Source organism: Pseudoalteromonas sp. AS71 (assembly GCF_038900275.1).
In the GTDB taxonomy this organism is placed as follows: Bacteria; Pseudomonadota; Gammaproteobacteria; order Enterobacterales; family Alteromonadaceae; genus Pseudoalteromonas.
The window spans coordinates 83,667-107,349 of sequence record NZ_JBBMQZ010000007.1; the positions used below are offsets into that span (position 1 = coordinate 83,667).

A 23,683-nucleotide genomic window follows, 5' to 3' on the forward strand; every position below is an offset into this window, starting at 1 on the left:
TTATCTATTCATCTCTCGCAAAAATGTACACGCAAAATACTATAAAAAAATAATCAAAAAATTGTCGATGGATTGCCAATTACATATCATGGGAGCCCCTAAGCTTTCTGCTGTTAAGTATTTAAAAGATGCGTTTCAAGTTAATTTTACTGATGTAGTTAACTCTCAGCTAAAACGCAAAAGAGCACGTAATGCTATCTGGAATAGTCCTATTATTGCTGCTGTTTACAGTGCTGGGTTAGTTTTATTTGAACGATTACGATACGCTAAGTATTTAGCCTTATTAACCGAGACTAATCCTGAGTGCATTGTTATTTGGAACGGTAATAAACTTCCAAATACGACCGTTGCTATGGCTGCAAAAGCATCAGGTGTTAAGCAGTTTTATTATGAAAATGGTTTACTACCCGGTACAAGTAGTTTAGACCCTAGCGGTATTAACTATAATGCGTCGTTAAGCCGTGACCCTTCTTTTTACCTAAATTTTGACCCACAAAATAAGTTAAACTTTTGTGCGCCAGATTTAATTCCAAGAGCTGATCATAAAAAGCGCTGTGAATTTGAGTGCGCCGATGTGCCAGAACGCTATATATTTGCGCCTTTTCAAGTACCACACGATACTCAATTAGCTAGCTTTTCTCCGTGGATAAATTCTATGGACATGTTTTACGACGAGGTGATTAAAGCCGTCAAAAGCTTAAACGATCCAAGTTTAAAAGTGGTTTTTAAAGAGCATCCGTCATGGCATAAACATTACGCTCACCTTTATGAAAAAGATCCGATTGCAATCTTTGCTAATGGAAATCAAACGAGTGATTTGATTAAGTGCGCTGAAGCCGTATTAACGATTAATTCAACGGTCGGCTTAGAAGCATTACAGCTAAATAAACGTGTTTTAACTCTTGGCCAAGCCTGTTACAACATTGAGGGTTTGGTAAAGCATGCAAGCACTGCTGAGCAGCTAGCAGCAAATATGAACGAAGTAATGCAGGGCTGGCAACCAAATGCATTATTAAAGGATAAGTTTTTTAGCTTTATTGAACACGTATATTGTATTCCTGGCGTATGGAAACATACTGAAGATAAGCATATTAAAGCGATTGAAGCGCGTTTTACGGGTAATGACGAGTTTGCTAAGTATCATGGTAATAAGGAGCCGTAGTGAAAAACCTAATTAGCTGTCAGCAATTACACGAGCAACTTAATAATCCTGTATTAGTGATATTTGATGCAGGTATGCTGCGCCCAGGGGTTTTGGGTACTTATTCGCCGCAAGCAATGCTGCCTAACGCTAAACGTTTTGACATAAAAAACGAATTGGCCGATAGATCAAATCCCTTACCGAGTACGATATGCAGTGAGCAGCAGTTTGCCCACGTGATGCAAAATGCAGGTGTAAATAACGACTCGTTTATAGTTGTATACGAAGATGGCGGTTTATTTAGCGCTGCAAGAGCGTGGTGGATGTTTAAAGCTATGGGACATCACAATGTTAAAGTACTCAGCGGTGGCCTTAAAAAGTGGTTAGAGTGCGGTTACGCCATACAACAAGGTTATAGCGAAGTATTAGGTAAAGGTGATTTTACAGCAAACTATAATTCTGAGTATTTTATTAATAGCCAACAAGTGGTTGACGTAATCGATGAGCCTAACACTGTATTGCTAGATGCACGTGCTTATAAACGTTTTACAGGCGAAGAAAGTGAACCCCGAAAAGGTATGCGCAGCGGGCATATCCCAAATAGTCGCTCGTTACCTTTTATGGATTTACTTAATAAAGGTGAAGCCAAACCACTTACTGAAATTAAAGCGATGTTTAGTGATGTGGTCGATGATGCGCAGCAGTTACAATTTAGCTGTGGCTCAGGTATCACAGCCTGTGTTTTAGCGTTATTTGCTACTGAATGTGGTTACAGTAATTTAAGCGTTTATGATGGCTCCTGGAGTGAGTGGGGCGCGAGTGATTCATTGCCCATCGCCACGGGAGAAAAGTAGACGTGTTGGATATGTAAAGCTTGCTCACGTTAAAAGCACAGCGCCTCTAAACCTCTTTGTGAATAACAGTACTTAAAAATATTATTCACAAGGAGAAGTGAAAGAGAAGAAAATGAGAAGGTAAAAACCAGTGCTTACTCGTATTTGAATACTATTTTTATACAATCACTTACTCTAAAAGCGCAGCGTCTCTAAACCTCTTTGTGAATAACAGTACTTAAAAATATTATTCACAAGGAGAAGTGAAAGAGAAGAAGATGAGAAGGTAAAAACCAATGTTTGCTCGTATTTGTATTAAATAGTTTTTACTTTCTAAAACCATAAGGGCAGTTTTTACAGCCATTTTTACAACAGGTTCCTCGCTTTAAAAAAAACCACTTACTAAATACCATGTAATCATTTTGCATGGTGTAGTCGAGCCCTTCGATTAAATTGTCGTTACCTCTAAATTGTTTTGCAAAGTCTATTTGGGTTTTAATAGACTGTGTATAAACACCCTCTAAAAAAGTATTTATTTTATTCAGCGTGCACTTGCTGCATAAACAACTTGTTGCTGTGGTATCTAGCGGTAAAATAGCAGGCAGCTCGTTGCACCAACACGCTGATATATCGTCTACATTACACGTTAGAGTGTTGTCGCATTGAGTGCAGTTAAGTTGAGTCATTATAATTCTTTTTAGTAACAGTGAGCCAAGAATAACAAATATTATGAATACACAAAAAGCATTAGCTGAATTTATTACGTTTGGTGAACAAAGAGATGAGGCTATATCGGTTATTGTTTCAAGCCCTGCTGATAGTAATAAAATTCATTATACTCTCTCAGCTGAGGTTTTAATTGATGTACTTAAGCGCTGTTTAAGTAACGAAATAGACTTAGATGATTTGGAACTTTGGGCAAACGTAATTGAATCGCGAGATGACATTGATTGTGCTGAGCACGAAGGTTTTATTTATGCGCTCAGTAATAGTGAGCAAATGGGAGTGCTTAATCATCAAAAGCTTGCTCAAATAGTTGCGTTAGTAAAAATTTGATTTGTTTAAAAAGCGAGATGTAAAACCTCACCTACAAAAAAACCGCACTTCAATTGAATGCGGTTTTTTAAATTGAAGACAATCGTTTTAAGCGATTATTTATGATATCCCAAGCACGTTTCTACTTCGTTTTTAGAACCTAAAATAACGGCTACTCGCTGGTGGATTGCATCAGGCTGAATATCCATAATGCGCTCGGTACCGGTTGAAGCGATACCGCCAGCTTGTTCTACTAGCATGGCCATTGGGTTTGCTTCGTAAAGTAGGCGTAATTTATTTGGCTTTTTAGGATCTTTAGTGTCGGTAGGGTAAGTAAATAAACCACCACGGCTAAGTACACGATGCACATCGCCCACCATTGCTGCAATCCAGCGCATATTAAAGTTTTTAGCGCGCGGGCCCATATCGCCAGCTACCAAATCATTGATGTAGTCTTGCATAGCTGGTTGCCAATGACGTTGGTTAGACGTATTAATTGCAAATTCGTTTGTGTCAGTAGGGATTTCGGCAAAGTCTTGGGTAAGTAAAAAGCTGCCTTGTGTTTTATCAAGGGTAAACATACGGGTGCCTTTACCTGTAGTCAGCGCAAGCATTGTTGACGGGCCGTAAAGTACGTAACCTGCTGCAACTTGCTTGTGGCCTGGCTGCATAAAAATGCTTTCATCAGCAGCGTCAGAGCCTTCAGGTGCTTCCATAATCGAGAAGATAGTACCCACAAGTGAGTTTATGTCGGTGTTTGATGAGCCATCAAGTGGGTCAAATGCCACTATAAATTTAGCGTCTGGGTTACCGGCTACTGTGTAGTCTTCTTCCTCAGAAGCGATTGCTTTAACTGTACCTGATTCCAGTAAAATATCTTTTAACAGCTGATTAGATAATACATCGAGCTTTTTTTGAGTTTCACCTTGAATGTTTTCATCAAGGGTTGAGCCTAATACGCCAGAAAGCGCGCCTTGGCCAACGCGAAACGAAATTTCTTTACATGCCGCTAAAATTGTTCGAATTAATGATAAAAGTTCTCTTGGGCAACCGTCTTCTAGTAATACTGGAGGGAGTCTACGCATTTTATTTTCCTGGTAACGTGTTAAAACCAATCATAATGTGAGAGAGATTAGCTTAGTGCGCTGAAATTCGTCTTAAATAACTGTATTGTTTAAATAGCACCCTATAATGGTGTCACCTAATCGTACTTAAAACACAAACAACAAAGATAAGATTATGAAAAAAATACCACTACTAAGTTACATATTCTTTACTGTGCTGTGCACTATCATAACTCAAGCGCACGCAGCAATTAAGTCAATTGATGAATTTACTACGCAAATGAATCATTTTCCGGGCTACTATTCGTTTTTTTACGATACCCAAAACGGCAAAGTTTATTTAAAAGTAGATAAGTTTGAACAGCAATTTTTACTGCAACAAAGTTTACCTTACGGTATTGGCTCTAACGACATAGGCCTTGATAGAGGTCAGCTGGGTAATACTCACCTTGTGCAGTTTGAGCGTTTTGGTGAAAAAGTAATGCTACGTGCTGTAAATACTTACTATCGTGCTAATACAAGTAATAAGGCTGAGCAGCAAAGCATTAAAGAAGCGTTTGCATCAAGTATACTTGCAGGTTTTAAAGTGGTCGCAGAAGATAAAACCACAGCACTTATTGATTACACTCCTTATTTATTAAGTGATGTACATGGCGTAAGCCGGACGCTTGCTGCACGTAAGCAAGGTAGCTTTAGCCTTGATGAATCACGTAGCGCCGTTTATATGAATCGCTCAAAAGCATTTGTAAAAAACACCGAGCTTGAAGCCGTGCTTACATTTAAAGGCACAAAACCAGGTGAGTTTGTTCGCCAAGTAAGTGCCGACCCATACGCACTTACTGTGCATATGCATCATTCGCTTATTCAATTACCAGATGATAACTACACGCCGCGCAAGTTTAACCCGCAATCTGGCTTTTGGAGTATTGAGCATAAAGACTACGCAGCCCCGCTTGGCGAGTCTATGTTTGTGCGCTATATACCGCGCCATCGTTTAGTGAAAAAGGACTCAAGCTTACCAATTAGTGAGCCAGTTGAACCTATTGTTTATTATTTAGATCCCGGCGTGCCGGAGCCAGTTAAAAGCGCTTTACTTGAAGGTGGGAAGTGGTGGAACGACGCATTTACTGCTGCAGGGTACAAAAACGCATTTGTAGTAAAAGTACTGCCAAGTAGTGCCGATCCTATGGATATTCGTTACAACGTAATTCAATGGGTACATCGTGCAACGCGTGGTTGGTCATACGGAAGCTCTGTAATTGACCCTCGCACAGGTGAAATACTTAAAGGGCATGTAACACTTGGCTCATTGCGTGTTCGCCAAGATATTTTAATAGCTGAAGCACTCGCTGCACCTTATTTAAAAGGTAATGAAGTTGCTAAAAACTTGCAAGCAATGGCGCTTGATCGTATTCGCCAATTAAGCGCGCATGAAATTGGCCATACGTTAGGTATTTCTCATAACTTTGCTGCATCGGTAGGGGATAGAGCCTCAGTAATGGATTACCCACATCCGCTACTTAGTTTTAATGAACAAGGTAAGCTTGATGTAACGCGCGGCTATGCAACAGGCATGGGCGTGTGGGATACCCAAGTAATTAAATATGGCTATAGCGATTTTACTAACCAAGATGAAAGCGCAGAACTCGCCGCTATTTTAAAGGAGAACAAAGCCAAAGGCCTTGAGTTTATATCAGATAGTGACGCTCGTGCTAAAGGTGGCGCGCATCCAACAGCTCATTTATGGGATAACGGCACTAATCCCTCTCAGGAGCTTTTACGCGTACTCGACGTACGTAAAAAAGCGCTTTCGCAGTTTGGTATTAATAATATTAAAACGGGCGATTCACTATCGCAATTAGAGGAAAAACTAGTTCCACTTTATCTGTTCCACCGTTTTCAGGTTGAGGCGGCAGTTAAGCTTATAGGCGGTGTTGATTACGAATACGAAACACGTGGTGACTCACCCGTAAAAGGCGCACAAGTCGTTAATAAAAAAATGCAGCAAGAAGCGGTAAGTGCTATTTTTGCAACGCTTAAGCCAAATAACTTATTACTTCCTGAATCTGTATTATCGCTAATTCCGCCAAAAGCCTATGGCGAGTCTAAATCGCGCGAGAGCATAGTTGGGCGCACAGGGTTAACGCTCGATGCAATGGCATTACCCGAAGTTGCAGTGCAGCATAGTTTATCGCTTTTATTAAATGCACAGCGTTTAAATCGCCTAGCGCAGCAGCAAGCACGCAGTAATGACTTTTATAGTCTAGATGAACTACTTGAGGCGCTATATAACCAAGTGTTTAACGTGTCGTCGCCTAATACAATGACAGGTAAAATTACTCAGCGCGTGCAATTTTTAGCAGCAAAAACTATGGCTGATTTAGTAGCAAGCGATAGTGTAAGCCCTGAAGTGCAGGCGCAGTTGCGTTACTACTTAGTTAAGTTGAGTGAAGACTTTAACCAAAACTCAATGTTGAGCCATACAAGTATTGGCGAGAGTGCATTTAAGCAATATTTAGCAGAGCAAGTAAATCAGTTTTTAATTAAAGGGCAATGGCCAAATAACTTTAAAGTACTTCCAATCCCTCCGGGCTCACCAATTTAGAATAAAAATTGAAGCGCTTAGTTTTAGCACTCAATATTAGTAAGTTAAAAAGCAAAACCCCGAGTATATTTATACTCGGGGTTATTTGATTCTAAAAGTGGATGAGTACTTTAAGACTTTATTTGCACTAAATCATAATCGGCCATACCAGGTACTATTGCTTGTAAGCGAGATTCGGTTACATCGAGTGCATTCAAACATTCGCAATATTCAGAAGCTTTAAGCTCTAATTGATGCGCCTTTTTTTGTAGCGACTTATCAATTTCTCTTGAGATAATATCCATACGTTGTCCCATGTCGTTAATACGATCTTCTATATTGCCTTCACGCGATTTAAACGCATCTCCGAGTGATACCAAAATAGCACCTAACGATCCATGCACTGCAGAGTGAATTTGCTGGCTGATCTCTTTAGTAAAAAAATCATCTATTTGCGAAAGTGATTGAGGGGCTATAAAAAAGAAGTCATCGCCGCGCTTAAACTTATCCATTAGCGCACGCTCTACATACTGCAGTTGTGTTTTAAGTACTTCAGGTTCTTTGTCAGACATACCTTCAACTACGTGTTCAATAGCGCTTAAACCTAAGTTAACACCATCTGTAGCAAGATTTACTAATTCGGGGACTGTGTGGCGAATACCATTACTAAACTGTTCGAGTACTTTGCTTTCGTCATCGCTTAAATCAACCCAATAACCGCGAATAAACAGTTGGTTATTGTTATTAATTTGTACACGAGTCTGGCCTTTATCTAATATGCGAATCGCATCGTCAGTAATAATTAAACCATGACGTAATTCAACATCGCATTGGGCTTGTGCAAAGACATTACTGCTTGAGAGCGCTATGGACAACGCCAATATCGAACGAGATAGAAACGCCATAAACACCTCAAAAAGACTAAAATGGAAGGCGAGTAGGTTAACAAAAAAACAACTTTATGCAAGGGAAAATAAACCTATCAGCTCTCTCTCACAATAGCTGTATAGAGCGCAGCTTAAGTTTTTGGATACGGTTATGCTTAGCAAAATCGACAGTCCAACAAAGGACTCAGTACGAGGCTAAAGAGGTGGAATTAGCTCAGATGTAAATAAGAACACGTGGTTTTTAAAATGAAGTTTAAAAAAGATACAGCTATTTAGTTAATTAAGCTTTTAATAGCCAACTCCACATTTACTTTGGAGTTGGCTTAAAAGGCTAAAAACTAAATATTTAGTGTGAAACCACTATTAGTCGAATTGCGTCAAGTTGTAACTGCGTTTTTTCAATATACGTAGTTAGGTCGTTGCGTTGCTTATCGTAGAAGGTAATTTCTTCTTGGCGAATATTCGGGTTAATTTGCTTAAGGGCAACCAGTCGCTCTTGCTCTTCACTGAGTGACGTTTGCATTTTAACAAGCGACGCTGCACGAATAACCTCAAGTTTTTCTTGTGCCATATCTTTAGCGGTAGTGATCATCGGGTGGACAGCGCTTTGTAGTGCACCTGCAAGTTTACTTGCTGTTTGACGGCCAACTGCAGATAACTGCTGGTTAAAACCTTCAAAAGCCACATTCTCACCTAAGTTATTACCTGCTTTATCAAGCAATATACGAATTGGTGTAGGCGGTAAAAAGCGACCAACCTGTAATACTTTTGGTGCCATTGCTTCTGCAACAAAAATAAGCTCAACAAAAAAGGTGCCTGGTGGTAACTTTTTGTTTTTAAGCAATGCTACCGATGCGCTACCAAAGTCGTCGTCACAAATCATATCCATGGTGCCTTGCACCATTGGGTGATCCCAACTAACAAAGTGCACGTCTTCTTGCGAAAGAGCCGTGTCACGATCAAAGGTCACGGTCATGCCATCTTCTTTAAGCGATGGGAATGATGGGTTTAACATATGTTCAGTTGGTTTTAAGATAATGGTATTTTCACCTTTATCTTCTTGGCTTACGCCAAATGTATCGAACACGTTGATCATGTAGCTTGGTAGTTCAAACTGATTGTCGAGTTTTTCGATTTCAGCTACAAGCGAATCTGCAGCACCTTGACCCGATGAATGTAGCTCTAGTAAACGATCTCGTCCGCTTTCCATTTTTTTACGCAGTACGGCATTTTGCTGTGCTACTTGCTCAAGTAATGGATCTAGGTCGTCTTCATCGCAGTTATGCGCAGCAATATACTCAAGTAAGTCATCGCGAAACTCTTTGTAAAGCATTTGCCCCGTTGACGAGGTAGATTCGAATGCGTCTAGACCTTCGTTGTACCAACGTAGCAATACTTCTTGAGCGGTGTTTTCAAAATATGGCACATGAATGTTCACATCTTGTGTTTGACCTATACGGTCTAATCGACCAATACGCTGCTCTAGTAAATCTGGATTCAGTGGTAAATCAAACAACACTAAGTGATGTGAAAACTGGAAGTTACGACCTTCTGAGCCAATTTCTGAACACAGTAATATTTGTGCATTATCGTACTCATCTGCAAAAAATGCAGCAGCGCGGTCACGCTCAATAATAGACATGCCTTCGTGGAATACCGATGCTTTAATTGCTTCGCGTTCACGCAGTATTTGCTCAAGGCTGATAGCTGTTTCAGCTTTAGCACATATAAGTAGTACTTTTTCGCGCTTAAGCGTTTTAAGAGTGTCGATTAACCAATCTACACGTGGATCGAATAGACCCCAGCTTGCGCTTTCGCCTTCAAACTCTTGAAATATTTTTTCAGGGAAAAGAGCACGGTGTGCACTTAGTTCAGGGTTTTGAATGCCGCCCATATTACCGAGAACCGACATAGCCGTTTTATACTGCTTTGGCAGTGCCATTGGATAGGCGTGTAATTTACGACTTGGGTAGCCATCAATACCGCTGCGGCTGTTTCTGAATAATATGCGACCCGTGCCGTGGCGATCGAGCAGCATGTTAAGTATTTCTTTACGTGCTGGTAAATCACCTTGCTGTGCTTTTTCAAGAATATCAGTAATGTCGGTTTCTTTTAATAGCTCAATTAGCGTGGCTTTGGCTGTGTCGTCTAGCCCTTGCTCTTGCAGTAATTGATTTGCAGCTTCAGCTACGTCTTTATAATTTGCTTCTTCTTCTTTAAACACATCGTAGTCGTAAAAACGATCAGGGTCGAGTAACTGCAAACGTGCAAAGTGGCTGCTGTGACCAAGTTGATCAGGCGTTGCTGTAAGTAGAATAAGGCCCGGAATATCTTGGCTAAGCTCTGCCATACGTTGGTACTCTGAGCTTGGCTTGCCGTTATTTATACTTAGGTGATGAGCTTCATCGATTACTAGTAAATCCCAATCAGCAAGCGTTGCTTGTTCAAACCAGCGTTTTTTCTTGGTTAAAAACTCAAGGCTGGTAAGTACTAATTGCTCTGTATCAAACACGTTTGGTGAATCTGCAAACGCTTCGTCGCAGCGTTCTTCATCAAAAATAGAAAAATGTAAGTTAAAGCGGCGTAGCATTTCTACTAACCATTGGTGTTGTAGATTTTCTGGTACAACAATAAGTACGCGGCTCGCACGGCCACTAATAATTTGTTGATGTAAAATCATGCCCGCTTCAATTGTTTTACCAAGGCCTACTTCGTCTGATAAAAGTACGCGAGGTGCAAAACGTTTACCCACTTCTTGGGCAATATAAAGCTGGTGCGGAATAAGATTAGCACGCTGACCAATTAAGCCTTTAATAGGCGATTGTTCACGTTCAAATTTATGCAACCACGTTTGGTAGCGAAGTGTATAGCGATCAAAACGGTCGACTTGACCTGCAAATAAACGATCTTGTGGTTTATTAAACTTAATAAAATGATCTAAAAAGGTTTCTTTAAGCTTGGCAGTTTCGCCGTTATCAACACGGGTGCCGTGATAACACAGTAACTCGCCTTGTACTTCAATAGACTCTACTTCTAATTCCCATTCTTCAACGCTTTTGATCACATCGCCAGGATTAAATGCCACACGGGTAACAGGTGCTTCTGCACAAGAGTAAACACGGCTCTCACCACTGGCAGGAAATAATATGCTGACCTGACGGCCTTCAATGGCAACAACGGTGCCTAATCCTAAATCTGACTCTGTATCACTGATCCAACGCTGACCTAAGGAAAAATTCATGTATGTCTCGTCTATGATGAAAAAGGCGGCTATGTTACCTGTAAGCTAACACCACTGCAAGGCGCTATTTGGCTCACTTTTAATTAATTTTGTAAGTGTTAATTATTACTATTAAAACAGCTTGTTTATGACTCTTTTTTAGGTAAATCAAAACTAATTACAGTTTGTAATAAAACGGACTTTTATGACAAATAGACTAAACTTACATTATGCCTTGGCAATTAAGTATTGCAGGTTTAAGTTTTGCCCGTTTTACTTAGTTATTTTGGTATAGCATAAAAATCATAAAACGTAAGGAAAGTGCTATGGAAAAAGCTTCGAACCTTGAAAGTAAAATGTATGTGCTAGATACCAACGTACTACTTCACGAACCTCTCGCTTATTTGTCTTTTCAAGAGCATGACGTTGTAATTCCGATGACGGTGCTTGAAGAGCTTGACCACATAAAAGACAGAAAACACGACGTAAGTCGTGATGCGCGCGTCGCTATTCGTGGATTAGATGAAGTACTTAAAAATGCAACGCCCGAACAAATGCTACAAGGCGTGGCGCTACCGAGTAACAAAAAGGCAAAAGCGAGCTCTGCAGGTACCCTCATAATTGTAAACGACCATTTATTTACCGACTCCATTTCTGGTTTGCCTGGTAATGAAAACGACCATCGTATTATTAATTGCGCCGTGTACTTACAAAAGCAGCACAGTGATTCAAAAGTTATATTAGTAACAAAAGATATCAACATGCGCTTAAAAGCCAAAGGCGCAGGGCTTAAATATGTTGAGGACTATCGCACTGATCAACTTATTGATGACATAAGCCTGCTCACTAGTGGTTATAAAAAAATCGAAGGTGATTTTTGGGATCATGTTGGGGAGTGTAATACCGAGCAACACGGGCGTGATACGTTTCATCATGTGCCTAAAAACTTAATACCAGATGTATTTTGTAATGAATATTTACTTGATGGTGGGGATCAGTTTGCGGCACGTGTTAAATCGTACGATGACGAGCACATAACGCTCAAAGATATTGGTGTTGAGCGTTTAATGCACCAACAAGCATGGGGCGTTAAGCCAAAAAATATTTATCAGGGAATGGCGCTTGATGCGCTGCTCGATACAAGTATTGAACTTGTTATTTTAACAGGGCCAGCAGGGTGCGGTAAAACCTTGTTAGCACTTGCCAGCGCCCTTGAAATGGTCATCGAAAAAGGTATTTACGATAAAGTAATAGTCACTCGTAATACGCCAGAAATAGCAGAGTCCATTGGCTTTTTACCAGGTACTGAAGAGGAAAAAATGGCACCATGGCTTGCAGCCATTACCGATACGCTAGAGGTATTGCACAAAGGCGACGAAAATCCGATATCGAGTCGAAATTACATTATGGAGAAGGCTAATGTACAGTTTAAATCGGTTAATTTTATGCGCGGGCGTAGCATTCAAAATGCGGTAGTGATTTTAGATGAGAGCCAAAATTTAACGGCATCTCAACTCAAAACTATTATTACCCGCTGCGGCGAAGGTACTAAATTAATTTGTACGGGTAACTTGGCGCAAATAGATAGTAACTATTTAACGCCAGTAACATCGGGCTTAACGTACATAGTAGAGCGCTTTAAAAACTTTGAAGGCAGCGCAACTATAAACCTTAACGGTGTTGTACGTAGCCGCTTAGCGTCATTTGCAGAAGAAAATTTATAACTTGCGCTTAACAAATTGGCTCGATAGTCTATCGATTGATTTTCGAGCCAAATGGCAGGCAGTACATTGAATTTTTTACCTCTGAAACATTATTATCGTTCGTTGTTTATTGCGCTTTTAGTGCCATTGATTGTCGCTTTTTTACTGTGCTTGCACTTATATAATATAAAGCTTGAGCGGGCGGTTGAAAAACGTGAAGCCGATTTTACGAATGTTTCAGCGCAGGTTACTCACGGGATGGAATCAGTGAGTAATCTACTTACCACAATGTTTAGCTTATACGAGCAAACGACCGTTCCACAAATAAACCAAAGCCTACTTGAAGGTATAAATCAATATGATGGTTACTATTACCGTCACTTTAGTGAGCAAGGTACTGAAATTGTAGGTAAGGGCGAGTTTGCGTTATCTACAAAGGCACTTATACAGTGGCAACAGGCGATTGCATTAGGGCCTTCGTTTAATACAACGCTTGCATTAATGCAGTCGTTATCGGCTGTAGCATATGTTGATGATAATGGTTTTGCTTATGTCAGCAGGCGCAACAAAAGCCAAAGTTCAATGCTTACTGAAATTCTAAATGAGAAGTTTAAGCCAAAGTTTTTACCAAATAAGCTTACCTCAAGTCCTATTGTTAAAGTTAATGACAAATCGTATTTTGCTATTGGCCGACAACGAAGCACTGGCTCAGCCGATTACATTATTTTAATTTATGATGTTCAGGCAATTTCTGGATGGCTAAAAAAGGTTTCACCGAGTAGTGGTGAATACGTTTTTATGAATCAATCACATCAAATTATCGCCAGCTCTAAACAGTTAATAGAGCAAGCGACAGCGTTAAAAAGCTATTGGCCTAACTTGGCCCAGCACCATAGTAAAAAAACAGTATTAACTAGTGATAGTAATTACTTTATGCAACCTTTGGATGAGTTGCCTATTCACGCGGCATTTTACGAGCACAAACCCCAATTAATAAGCTTAATTAAGTATGAAATATTATTAGAGTTTGCATTTTTAACGCTGTTTTTAAGCATTATGTTTGGCGTGTTTTTTTGGTTAAGTCAGCGTATTTTTATAAAGCCAATGACTCACTTAATGTCGTATTTGGAGAGTAACGGTACGCAATTCGAAGAGCAGCTAAATTACAAAATACCGCTGAGCTGGCAACCTTGGTTTTCTAAGGTGAAGAGGGTATTTATTAAAAATAAAGAGTTGGTTGATTCATTACAAGATGCGAATAAAGCGCTAGATGACCAAGTTCAGCTGCAATCAGAAAAACTAAGTCGCAGTTACGAAGCTAAAGAGCGCCACTTGGCTTTGCTCAACACTATGCTAAACAGTGTGCCAGATCTAATTTATTTTAAAAATATTGATGGCTCTTTTTTAGGGTGTAATAAAGCATTTGAAGCTTATATTGGTAAAGATCAAACTGCATTAGTAGGTAAATATGTAGATGATTTAGGTGACAACGATCAGCAAATAAATGCGCTTGAAAAACAAGTTTTACAAAATAGAAATAGTGTTGAGAGGCGCATCGAAACTGATACAAAATCATATCAACTTACTATTGCACCTTTTTATAATGAACATCAACACTTATTAGGAACAATGGGTATTGGCCGTGACATTACCGAGCAGCAACAAGCATTATTGGCCTTAAAAGCATCTGAATCTAAATTTAGAAGCGCGATTGAATTTGCCGCTAACTGCGTGGTTTTACTTTCGCTTGAACATACTATATTACAAGTAAATAAAGCAGCTAGGAAGCAATTCTCTGAACAGCAAGTACTGGTTGGCGAGCAGTTGAAAGCATTGTTTGATGACTCTCAATGGCAGCAAATAAAAACCACCTTAGCGCAATTGTTAGATGACAAAAAACGTGTATATCACTTAACACTGTCGCAGGGGCGACTAACAAGTTGGTTGCAACTGAGTGTGTCTCTCGTATGGGATGAAAACCGTGACCCAGCTTATTATGTTATTCACATTCAGGATGTGAGCGCATTAACTAAATCGAAACTTGATGCCGAACGGGCAACCCTTGCTAAAAGTCGCTTTATAGCCAACTTAAGTCATGAAATACGCACTCCTCTTAACGCTGTTTTAGGGCTGCTCGATATGCTTATTGAGCAAGGCTTAACACAAAAACAATTACAACAAACTGACCAAGCTAAGCATGCAGCACAAAGCTTGTTGCTAATGCTCAATAGAATGCTTGATTTTGCACGTATAGAAAGTTCGCAAACTGATTTAAAACAAGCATCTTTTAGCATGGTTGAGCTGGTGGATATTTGCGAAAGTTTAACGGCTCCATTGTGCGAAGGAAAAGGTATTGAATTTGTTATTGATATTGACCCTTTAATAGCGCCTGATTTGATATGCGACAGCATTCGCTTGCAGCAAATATTAGGTAACTTATTAACAAATGCTGTTAAGTTTACAAAAACAGGTTCTATTACTTTAAAAATGGAACTGATTGAAAGCAATAGCCTAGAGCAACAGCATATTTGCTTTAAAGTAATCGATACCGGTATGGGTATAGATGAAGCCGATCAAAGGCGTTTATTTGACGCCTTTACGCAAGGTGATGAGTCTTCAACACGCATACATCATGGTGTTGGGTTAGGTTTAGCTATTGTTAAACATGCGGTGTCATTAATGGGGGGAGAGATTGCTTTAAAGAGTAAAAAAGGCCATGGCTGTGAGTTTTACTTCAGCGTTAGCTTTTTGGTTGATACCACTAAAAATACGATGTTACCGACTAATACATTAGCTATTTTATCGGATCAAAGTAAAGAGCTTAAGCAAGTAACAAATGCTTATACAGAGCTTGCTAATATTAATTTAGATGAAGTACTCAAATACCCAATTAAGCTCTCCAATATTCAAAAAATAATAATAGATGCAGCCGACTTGCCCGCACTTTTAAATATTGAAGCAATTAATGATTCGTTATCAGCTAAAGAAACATCGGTAATTATTATTAATCATCAGCACACGCTTAATTTACCAACAAGTGAGCATTTAGCTGCGCACCACGTTAAAGCATCGGCATTGGGACAAAGGCTATTTAGCTTGAACTCTCAGCAAAAGCCTAAAGCGAGTACCAATGCGGTAATACACAACGTTGCTGAAATTAAAGCTGATATATCGGGTCTACTTGTATTAGCTATTGATGATAATCAACTTAATTTAGAAATAATTAGCAGTGTACTTCGCCAAGCAAACGTAAATGTAGTGACTGCTTTAAGCGCATCTATTGGCATGGAATTGTTGCAAATTTTAAGGCCCGACTTAATATTGATGGATGTGCAAATGCCGCAAATAGATGGCTGCCAAGCAACAGCCTTAATTCGCCAACAGTTTGACGCAAAGCAGCTGCCTATTTTTGCCTTAACGGCTCATTGTGAGCCTGCTGATATTGAACGTTCTTTAAAGTGCGGTATGAATAAGCATTTAACTAAACCGGTTGTTGCTAAAGTGCTTATTGATGCAATTGCCGATTTAAACTTAGTGAAACCAAGCTTTTTCGAAAAATCATTCGCTTTAACGCAGTTTAGTATGGATGAAAAGCTCCTCAATACAATGATTGATAAGTTTGCTAATTTATGTGAAACCCAGCTATCGCAAATAGAAGAAACAACCAATAAGGATGATTTGGTACGCTTAGTGCATAGTATAAAAGGTGTAGCAGGGAATTTAGGTTTTATACGATTGTCTCACTGCGCTTTATTGTGTGAAAGAACACTTAAAACAACTAACAAGCCTGTTGAAATAACACTGAAAGAGCTTATTATGCAGTTAGAACAGGTAATTGTTTTTATAAAAGGGGTAGGGGCTAGGGATGTCGAAAAGAGCTAAAGTACTTATTGTAGATGATGATCCAATCAACCGATTAGTACTTGAAAAAACACTTAAAGTAGAACACGACGTATTCTTAGTTGAAAGTGGTGAAAAAGCACTGACCTTTGTAAAAACTGCGCAAGTTGATTTAATTATTCTTGATGTGATTATGCCAGGAATTGACGGCTATGAAGTGCTTGTACAACTTAAAGAAAATCCGATAACTCAATCGATCCCTGTTATATTTATATCAGCTAATCGTAGCCACGACGACGAAGCTAAGGGCCTAGAGCTCGGTGCTATGGACTATATAACTAAGCCATTTAGCCCTTCTATTGTGCGCGTTAGAGTACGTAACCAATTACTTATAAAGCAAAAAAATGATCTGCTAGAGATGCTAGCCTCGATTGACGGCTTAACTGAAATCCCAAATAGACGCTACCTAGACGAAAACTTAGCTCGAGAATGGCGCCGCAGTAAACGAAGCGGAACACCACTATCTGTGTTGCTTATGGATATAGACCATTTTAAACGTTACAACGATTGCTACGGACATCGTGCTGGTGATGAATGCTTAAAGGATGTTGCGCAAGCACTCGCAGCTCAGTGTGAACGTGGTAGTGACTTCATAGCTCGTTATGGTGGTGAAGAATTTGCAGCCGTCTTACCGGGAATTGATAAGCATGAAGCCTTGGAGTTTGCTAATAAATTACGCAACGCTGTAAATGCTTTAAATATAGAACACAAAGCCTCATTAAATGCAGACCACATCACTATTAGTATAGGTATCGCCACCACGCAAAGTGGTAAAGTGTATGCTGAGCAAGCATTATTAGAAGAGGCGGATTTAGGCTTATATGCTGCTAAAGATGCAGGGCGAGATAGAATAGTCGCACGGTAAAAATTTAATATAAAAAACGCCAACATTTATATTGGCGTTTTTAATATCAAACTACTTTTATTGTTACTGCGTGATCATACCTAAAGCGGTGTCACCAATGCCCACTAACTTATCATTTTTAAATACAAGTGGCGTACATTCATCTTTCGTTGTTTTAGAATCTGAATGCTTGCTATGAGTTACATAAAAAAGTACTTGGTATATATCGTCATCTTTTTTTAATAGCTCTGTGAAATTAGGTGTTTTTAATTGCGTTAAAACAGATTGATAGCTGCTATCCATTTTTAGCTCTGATATAGCTTCACGATTATTTTTATGTTGTGCTTGCCAGCTTGATGAGTTTTTCCCTGCCCAATGAGTCTCAGCTTCACCATCAGATACGGCAATAACACAGCCAGTTAAAAATGGTGCAATAAGGGCTGCTGCTAATAGAGATTTTTTCATTGTGATATTCCTTAAATGAGTTTTTAATATTTTGATCATATAAGGCAAGTAGTAGGCCAAGTTTAAAATCTTTTTAATTCAGTTGGTTAGGTTTTAAGGGCTATGTTTTACTAATCATTTGCAAAAATAATTAGTAAAAACAGCCACATTTTAGTTTTTTTAACTATTTTCCCGCAGTGCAGTTACACCAAGCGGTTGCGTGATTCGCCTTTATTAAATGCCGCAATGTTTAAACTTACCTCATTAATTAAACGCACGATAGATTCAGTACTTGCCCATGCAATATGTGGAGTAAGTAATAAGTTATTGCCTTTGTAATTAGCAAGTGGGTTTGAAAGCTCAGCAGGCTCTTTAGTTAGTACATCAACCCCGGCTCCAGCAATTAGGTTTTGCTCAAGTGCTGTAGCTAAGTCGGCTTCGTTAATAATGCCACCACGAGCAGTGTTAATAATAATGCTACTTGGCTTCATCATTTTAAGCTCATTAAGTGCAATTAAATCACGTGTTTCATCGGTAAGTGGGCAGTGAACACTGATTATATCGGCTGTTTTAATAACGTCCTCAAAAGGCGTACGACCATCGCGGTATGCAGCCCCTTTGCGCTCTGCAACAATAATATTTGCGCCAAATGCCTCAGCCACTTTAGCAACGCCTTTACCTAGCGTACCACCGCCTATAATGGCAAATGTTTTGCCTTGTAAGTCGTTAAAGCTGTAATCGAGTATGCAAAACATTTCACTTTTTTGCCAAGCGCCTTGCTGGCAATCCGCCTGATAGCGATGTGTGTTACCCAGTAAGTTAGTAATTAAAGAAAATGTATGTTGAACAACAGAAGGGGTTGAATAGCCAGCTACATTAGTTACGGCAATACCAAATTCTTTAGCGGCTTCTAAATCAACATTATTAGTACCGGTTGCACTTACGCAAATCAATTTAAGCTGTGTTAGCTGACTAATCGTATCGCGATTTAAAACCGCTTTATTAGTGATCAATACATCAGCGCCTTGGCAATGTTCAATAACTTGCTCTGGGCTAGTAAGTTCATAAGTCGTTAATTTACCAAGTTGTTCAATACAAGTAAGAGATGTTTTAGCTAACGTAGCGTTATCAAGAATGGTGATGTTCATGCTTTTCCTAAAAATAAATGAAACCCTTGACCTTAGTCTTAACTCTAGGGTTTATAGTCTGTTTAAAATAAATCGGAGAGAGAAATATGAGAATAGGTGAACTATCACACCAACTAGGTATCTCTAACGATACTTTAAGGTACTACGAAAAGCAGGGATTGTTAACGCCTAACAGGCGAAATTCTGCTGGATATAGACTATATGATAATAACGATTTAAAAGTGATGCATTTTATCATTAGAGCTAAAAATATAGGTTTTAGCTTGGCAGAGATAAAAGATCTCTTACTTATTAAATTTGAAAAATCATCACATTCCTGCTCTGAAGTTAAAAAAATTACACTTGAAAAAAGAGATTTGGTCGCACAGCGTATAAAAGAACTCCAACAATTTCATCAATCATTAACCACATTGGCAGATAAGTGTTGTGGCTCGCAGCATATAGCAGAAAATTGTTCAATTTTAAGTGTTTTGGAGGATATAGATGACGTTACTTAATAATTTTTGGCAGTTATTTTTATTATCAGCACCTTGGCTAATGTTAGGGCTTTTGATTGCAGGTTTATTGAATGTATATTTACCTGAAAACTTATTGAGTAAACATTTAGGTAAAGAAGGATTTTGGACTACCGTTAAAGCCGCATTAATAGGCGCTCCTTTGCCCTTATGCTCTTGTGGAGTTATCCCTGCAGCTATTGGTTTGAGGCGAGCGGGTGCTTCTAAAAGTGCGACCACTGCATTTTTAGTTTCGACACCTGAAACGGGGGTTGATTCTGTATCGGTGTCTTATATTTTACTCGGTCCATTTATGGCGGTTATTCGCCCGATAGCAGCTATTTGTAGTGCTATTGTGGCAGGGGTATTAGTTGGGCGCGAAAGTAAAAATGATAAAAAAGGGTCTTTTAATAATAGTCGTAAAAATGAGAGCGATAGCTGTAGTGCGAGTGATGTAAAAACGGCGCCTTCCTTATGTTGTGATACGCAATCAAAAGTGCCTCAACAATCAACTCATAGTACAAATAATGAAAACGAAAAACCTCTGAGCGATTCATGTTGTTCCAGTAATATTGAAAAAGAAGAGCCCCTCGGATGCTCAGTAAACTCAATTAAACACACTGGGCAATGGCTTAAATTAAAAGCTGCAATCAGTTTCAGTTGTAATAAGCTTTTAGAAGATACGATGAAGTGGTTATTGATTGGCTTGTTTTTTGCCGCATTAGTACAAACTTATGTTCCTGAGAGTTTTTTATCCCAGTGGGGAAGTGGCGTTTTGGCTATGCTCGTTGTGATATTAGTCAGTATCCCTATGTATATTTGCGCGACAGCTTCAACGCCTATTGCAGCAGGCTTATTAATGAGCGGGCTTTCGCCAGGCTCTATTTTAGTTTTTATGTTGGCGGGGCCTGCAACAAATATTGCGACACTTGGTGTTGTAGCCAATGAGCTTGGAAAGCGTGCCCTTGCAGCTTATTTAATTGGTGTAATAGGCGTTGCAGTAGTATTTGGCTTTTTAACCGATTTTTTAGTTGAAAAATATGGCTTTGTGGTCAGCCCTCTTATAGGAGAAGAATATGATATCCTGCCTAACTGGCTTACTTTATTATGTAGCATCGTTTTAATTGCACTTATGCTGCGTTTAATGGTCAATTGGTATATGAAGAAAATAAAACACTAACTAATACCAACTTTATTAAAAACATGATCATTCTATCGCATTAAATAACTCACTAACTGTGTTGAAAATTATTTATATAGAACAACTATATGTCACAATTTTCGCCTTGTTAGTGTGTTATTTTCTTCGCGATATAATAATCACTTATTTAATGCAATTGGTATAAATTGAGCTATTTCGCATTTGATATTGGCTGAGTTATAATCAGTTAGAGAATAATAATCCCAAAATACGGCGCTTCCGTGTGCCGTTTTTTAACATTATAGATGTAGTAATGAGTGAATTAGAAGATAAGTACGCTGATATAAGACCTTATAACGATGATGAAGTTACGGCTTCGCTTTCGCGTTTAATGAACGATAATGCGTTTATTGATGTGATCGCAAAATATAATCTACCACGCTTTTTATCGTCTGTGCCATTTATAGCTCGTCCATTGGTTAGAAGCCAATTGCGCAAAAAATGGGGTAAAGTAAGCACCGTCGAAGACGTGCAAAACGAAGTTGCGCAATACTTAGATAAATTAGTAAAGCGCACCACGTCAAAAGTAACCTTTTCTGGGTTAGATCAGTTAGATGCTAACCAGGCCTATTTATTTATTTCAAACCACAGAGACATAGTGCTTGATCCTGCATTAGTAAACTGGGGTTTATATCAACATAAAATGAAAACAGTGCGTATTGCTATTGGCGATAATTTATTGCAAATACCTTACATTACTGAGCTTATGCGTCTAAATAAAAGCTTTATCGTTAAGCGCTCTGCTAAAGCACCAAAAGAGATGTTAAAAGCACTGACTCAATTATCGTCATACATTTACGATTCTATAGTGGGTGGAAATTCTATTTGGATTGCGCAAAAAGAAGGGCGTGCAAAAGACGGTTTTGATCAAACTGATCCTGCGCTTCTAAAAATGTTGCAATTAAACGGGCGTAAACAAAAGAAAGAGTTTGGCGATTATATTAAAGAGTTAAAAATAGTGCCGGTTTCTATTTCTTATCAATATGAGCCGTGTGCAATTGCTAAAGCCAAAGAGCTTTACCATAAACAACACCATGGTGAGTACGTTAAATCGGCTGGTGAAGATATTGCGAGCATTGTTGAAGGCTTTAGTACAGCTAAAGGGCATGTGCATTTAGCATTTGGGCAACCAATTGAATCTAAATGTGATAGTGCTGAAGAGCTTGCTAAAACGATTGATAGGCAAATTGTTGATTCGTTTTATTTACACCCAGGCAATTACATTGCTGGTGGCTGTAAAGAGGCGGTAATAGACTCTCCTGATACAGCGACATTTGAACAACGTTTAGCCTGTGTGCCTGAAGAGTTAAAACCATTAGTGCTAGCTATGTATGCTAAGCCGTTTCATCGTAAAGCAGAGATAAACACAAATAGCTGCGAGCATTAATGTTCATAGCTTAATAAAAGTAAGCAGTAATTTAAGTGCTGCTTTTTTTTTGCTCAAAAATGACGCTATACTAAGTACCTCTAATTAAACGGTGCGAATGCTATGCAACAAATTGAAATATTTGATATTCCAAGCCCTTGCAAAAGTATTTGCTTAGTTAATAACAGAGGGTATTGTAAGGGGTGTTATCGTAGTCGCGATGAACGCTTTTCGTGGAATACCTTAACTAACGACCAAAAAAAGAAGGTGCTTAGTTTGTGCCAGCAGCGCTACAAACGCTATCTTCAAAAAAAGCAGCAAAATGCAGTGCCAAGTACACAGGCAGAGCAACAAGGGTTCGATTTTTAAAAGCTTAATCCATATTTGGCTCTTAGCGCGTACACAGTGCCATTGTTAGTTAAGTTAATTAATGACATTTTAAGTTTTTCTACTAGGTTTTTATTACGCTTATTTAAATAATGATAAAGCGGATACGTATTCAACACTTCTTTTTCAAAGCAACCTTGCGGTGTAGGGAGATCGTTGTTTTGCATTATAAAGTTAATCATTAAAGCCCCTTGTACTTTTTGCTGAGCTAGTAAATTAAGCTGGGCATTCATACTTTTAACTTTAATAATATTTCCTGCAAATTGAGTGTTTGCTAGATAATGTTCTTGGACAGGGTAGCCATCAACAATTGCGACGCTATCTAGTTGCTCTAAACTGCTAGGTAAACAGTTTTTATATAACACTAAGTCAAACTTAAATAGCTCATAATCGACCCTAATTAAGTTTTCGTAATTTTCTTCAACGCTTACATCTCTTCCTAACTGTCCATCAAGTACGCCATTATTTGCAGCTAGCAAAGCATTTTGGTGGCTAAAATCGATGATATATATTTTAAAACCTATATCTGCGTATGCTAACTTTAATAGCTCTAAGGCATAATCAGCCTGTGGTGTACTTTGCGGACGATTAAAAGTGAGGTTGTATTGATGACTAAAACAAGAGGCACTAAAAGATAAATTTACCAATAATAACAAGATACTAAAATGTCTATTCATTATCAGTTCCAATTACTACAGAAATAAATAAAATAAGACGCGTATAATAACAAGGAGATTACCTCTTGCCCAGTTTCGGGGTTAATCAAATAATTTTAAAAGCGAATGAGGAAGTATTGTGAGTTTTAATTTATGCCTATTGCCACGTGAAGAAAAATACCAAATTCAGTTAGATTATGAAGCGTCTTTTTGGGCGTATCAAATTAAGCGAAACAAAAAAACGCGAGAGCAAGTTTATAATACAATTCATAGCCGCCCAATGGCAGAGCAAATGGTGTTAAAGCAAAAGTTTGAGCAATATTTAGCCTTGATGCTTAGCTAAGTGTTGATATAAATATGCATATAGTTGAATTGTTGGATGAGCTAAAAATTCCACTCGTTAATAAATTTTATAAAAAACATAATGTAAGAGGACGGGCTAATAAACAAGATAAAGTATGGGTTACTTACTATAATAATGAAATAGTTGCAGCATGTAGGTTACAAGATAAAACAGATTTTTTATTTTTATCTACCGTGTTTGTTGCGCTGGAGCATCGCGGTAAAGGTGTTGCTAAGCAGCTATTATCAACACTCTTAAAGTCGCAAGATAAGAAGATTAATACCTTCGCATATAAAAACGTAGTTGATTTATATTGTGCTATTGGTTTTAACCAGGTGTTAACATATACTCTTGCTTTACAAGTACTTTTTGATACTTACAAACATCGAAATATAGTCGCTCTAGAGTACCCATAATAATAAATAATAATATG

20 protein-coding genes are annotated in these 23,683 nt (G+C 38.7%); 13 read left to right on the forward strand and 7 right to left on the reverse strand.

Annotation, left to right across the window (positions count from 1 at the left end):
• The first annotated feature begins 67 nt into the window (after positions 1–67).
• Together WNY98_RS07115 and WNY98_RS07120 are read left to right on the forward strand one after the other, a co-directional pair.
• Positions 68–1,162 carry a capsular biosynthesis protein gene (locus tag WNY98_RS07115; protein WP_342877503.1) on the forward strand — a complete coding sequence of 365 codons (1,095 nt, stop codon included), beginning with the start codon at positions 68–70 and terminating at the stop codon, positions 1,160–1,162.
• Positions 1,162–1,995, forward strand: coding sequence for a sulfurtransferase (locus WNY98_RS07120; protein WP_342877504.1), 834 nt, complete (start codon positions 1,162–1,164; stop codon positions 1,993–1,995). The genes WNY98_RS07115 and WNY98_RS07120 overlap by 1 nt, the downstream gene beginning before the upstream one ends.
• Positions 1,996–2,300: 305 nt before the next feature.
• Here WNY98_RS07120 and WNY98_RS07125 read toward each other — a convergent pair whose 3' ends face one another.
• Positions 2,301–2,660 carry a DUF5522 domain-containing protein gene (locus tag WNY98_RS07125; RefSeq protein WP_342877505.1) on the reverse strand — a complete coding sequence of 120 codons (360 nt, stop codon included), beginning with the start codon at positions 2,658–2,660 and terminating at the stop codon, positions 2,301–2,303.
• Positions 2,661–2,703: 43 nt separating this feature from the next.
• Here WNY98_RS07125 and WNY98_RS07130 point away from each other — a divergent pair, with 43 nt between their 5' ends.
• Positions 2,704–3,030: a hypothetical protein gene (locus tag WNY98_RS07130; protein ID WP_342877506.1), complete on the forward strand. Its 327-nt coding sequence runs from the start codon at positions 2,704–2,706 to the stop codon at positions 3,028–3,030.
• Positions 3,031–3,125: 95 nt separating this feature from the next.
• On the opposite strand, the gene WNY98_RS07135 is transcribed toward WNY98_RS07130, so the two are convergent.
• Positions 3,126–4,094, reverse strand: a complete 969-nt coding sequence (locus tag WNY98_RS07135; protein WP_342877507.1) for a class 1 fructose-bisphosphatase — start codon at positions 4,092–4,094, stop codon at positions 3,126–3,128.
• Positions 4,095–4,248: 154 nt separating this feature from the next.
• Here WNY98_RS07135 and WNY98_RS07140 point away from each other — a divergent pair, with 154 nt between their 5' ends.
• Positions 4,249–6,678, forward strand: coding sequence for a zinc-dependent metalloprotease (locus tag WNY98_RS07140; protein ID WP_342877508.1), 2,430 nt, complete (start codon positions 4,249–4,251; stop codon positions 6,676–6,678).
• Positions 6,679–6,788: 110 nt separating this feature from the next.
• On the opposite strand, the gene WNY98_RS07145 is transcribed toward WNY98_RS07140, so the two are convergent.
• The gene (locus WNY98_RS07145) at positions 6,789–7,562 is read right to left on the reverse strand and encodes a YggN family protein (RefSeq protein ID WP_004335480.1); all 774 of its coding nucleotides are present in this window, start codon (positions 7,560–7,562) and stop codon (positions 6,789–6,791) included.
• Positions 7,563–7,890: 328 nt separating this feature from the next.
• A complete protein-coding gene (gene rapA / locus WNY98_RS07150) occupies positions 7,891–10,785 on the reverse strand; it encodes an RNA polymerase-associated protein RapA (protein WP_294119455.1) in 2,895 nt (964 codons plus the stop codon).
• A 305-nt stretch (positions 10,786–11,090) separates the two neighbouring features.
• Between rapA and WNY98_RS07155 the strand changes: the two genes are divergently transcribed.
• From WNY98_RS07155 to WNY98_RS07165, 3 genes are read left to right on the forward strand one after another with little or no spacing between them, the layout of a single operon-like run.
• Positions 11,091–12,488 (forward strand): PhoH family protein, encoded by a 1,398-nt coding sequence (locus WNY98_RS07155; protein ID WP_342877509.1) that lies wholly within the window; start codon positions 11,091–11,093, stop codon positions 12,486–12,488.
• Positions 12,489–12,539: 51 nt separating this feature from the next.
• Entirely contained in the window at positions 12,540–16,349 is a 3,810-nt protein-coding gene (locus WNY98_RS07160) for an ATP-binding protein (protein WP_342877510.1), read from the forward strand.
• The gene (locus WNY98_RS07165; RefSeq protein WP_004335468.1) at positions 16,333–17,232 is read left to right on the forward strand and encodes a diguanylate cyclase; all 900 of its coding nucleotides are present in this window, start codon (positions 16,333–16,335) and stop codon (positions 17,230–17,232) included. Before WNY98_RS07160 ends, WNY98_RS07165 begins: the two co-directional genes overlap by 17 nt.
• A gap of 63 nt (positions 17,233–17,295) precedes the next feature.
• On the opposite strand, the gene WNY98_RS07170 is transcribed toward WNY98_RS07165, so the two are convergent.
• Positions 17,296–17,676: a DUF3192 domain-containing protein gene (locus tag WNY98_RS07170; RefSeq protein ID WP_024598908.1), complete on the reverse strand. Its 381-nt coding sequence runs from the start codon at positions 17,674–17,676 to the stop codon at positions 17,296–17,298.
• 182 nt (positions 17,677–17,858) lie between these two features.
• Positions 17,859–18,803: a D-2-hydroxyacid dehydrogenase gene (locus tag WNY98_RS07175; RefSeq protein ID WP_342877511.1), complete on the reverse strand. Its 945-nt coding sequence runs from the start codon at positions 18,801–18,803 to the stop codon at positions 17,859–17,861.
• A gap of 86 nt (positions 18,804–18,889) precedes the next feature.
• On the opposite strand from WNY98_RS07175, the gene zntR reads away from it, so the two are divergent.
• From zntR to WNY98_RS07195, 4 genes are all read left to right on the forward strand, one after another.
• Complete coding sequence (gene zntR / locus WNY98_RS07180; RefSeq protein ID WP_004335460.1) at positions 18,890–19,300, forward strand: Zn(2+)-responsive transcriptional regulator; 411 nt, start codon at positions 18,890–18,892, stop codon at positions 19,298–19,300.
• The gene (locus tag WNY98_RS07185) at positions 19,287–20,477 is read left to right on the forward strand and encodes an SO_0444 family Cu/Zn efflux transporter (RefSeq protein WP_197185508.1); all 1,191 of its coding nucleotides are present in this window, start codon (positions 19,287–19,289) and stop codon (positions 20,475–20,477) included. The genes zntR and WNY98_RS07185 overlap by 14 nt, the downstream gene beginning before the upstream one ends.
• A 274-nt stretch (positions 20,478–20,751) precedes the next feature.
• Positions 20,752–21,885 carry a 1-acyl-sn-glycerol-3-phosphate acyltransferase gene (locus tag WNY98_RS07190; RefSeq protein WP_342877532.1) on the forward strand — a complete coding sequence of 378 codons (1,134 nt, stop codon included), beginning with the start codon at positions 20,752–20,754 and terminating at the stop codon, positions 21,883–21,885.
• A gap of 102 nt (positions 21,886–21,987) precedes the next feature.
• Complete coding sequence (locus WNY98_RS07195; RefSeq protein ID WP_076925067.1) at positions 21,988–22,233, forward strand: DUF1289 domain-containing protein; 246 nt, start codon at positions 21,988–21,990, stop codon at positions 22,231–22,233.
• On the opposite strand, the gene WNY98_RS07200 is transcribed toward WNY98_RS07195, so the two are convergent.
• Positions 22,230–22,928, reverse strand: coding sequence for a transporter substrate-binding domain-containing protein (locus WNY98_RS07200; RefSeq protein ID WP_076925068.1), 699 nt, complete (start codon positions 22,926–22,928; stop codon positions 22,230–22,232). The genes WNY98_RS07195 and WNY98_RS07200 overlap by 4 nt on opposite strands.
• 118 nt (positions 22,929–23,046) lie before the next feature.
• Between WNY98_RS07200 and WNY98_RS07205 the strand changes: the two genes are divergently transcribed.
• Together WNY98_RS07205 and WNY98_RS07210 are read left to right on the forward strand one after the other, a co-directional pair.
• Complete coding sequence (locus WNY98_RS07205; RefSeq protein WP_002962585.1) at positions 23,047–23,250, forward strand: DUF3283 family protein; 204 nt, start codon at positions 23,047–23,049, stop codon at positions 23,248–23,250.
• A gap of 14 nt (positions 23,251–23,264) precedes the next feature.
• Positions 23,265–23,666, forward strand: a complete 402-nt coding sequence (locus WNY98_RS07210) for a GNAT family N-acetyltransferase (RefSeq protein ID WP_197185507.1) — start codon at positions 23,265–23,267, stop codon at positions 23,664–23,666.
• Positions 23,667–23,683: the final 17 nt, after the last annotated feature.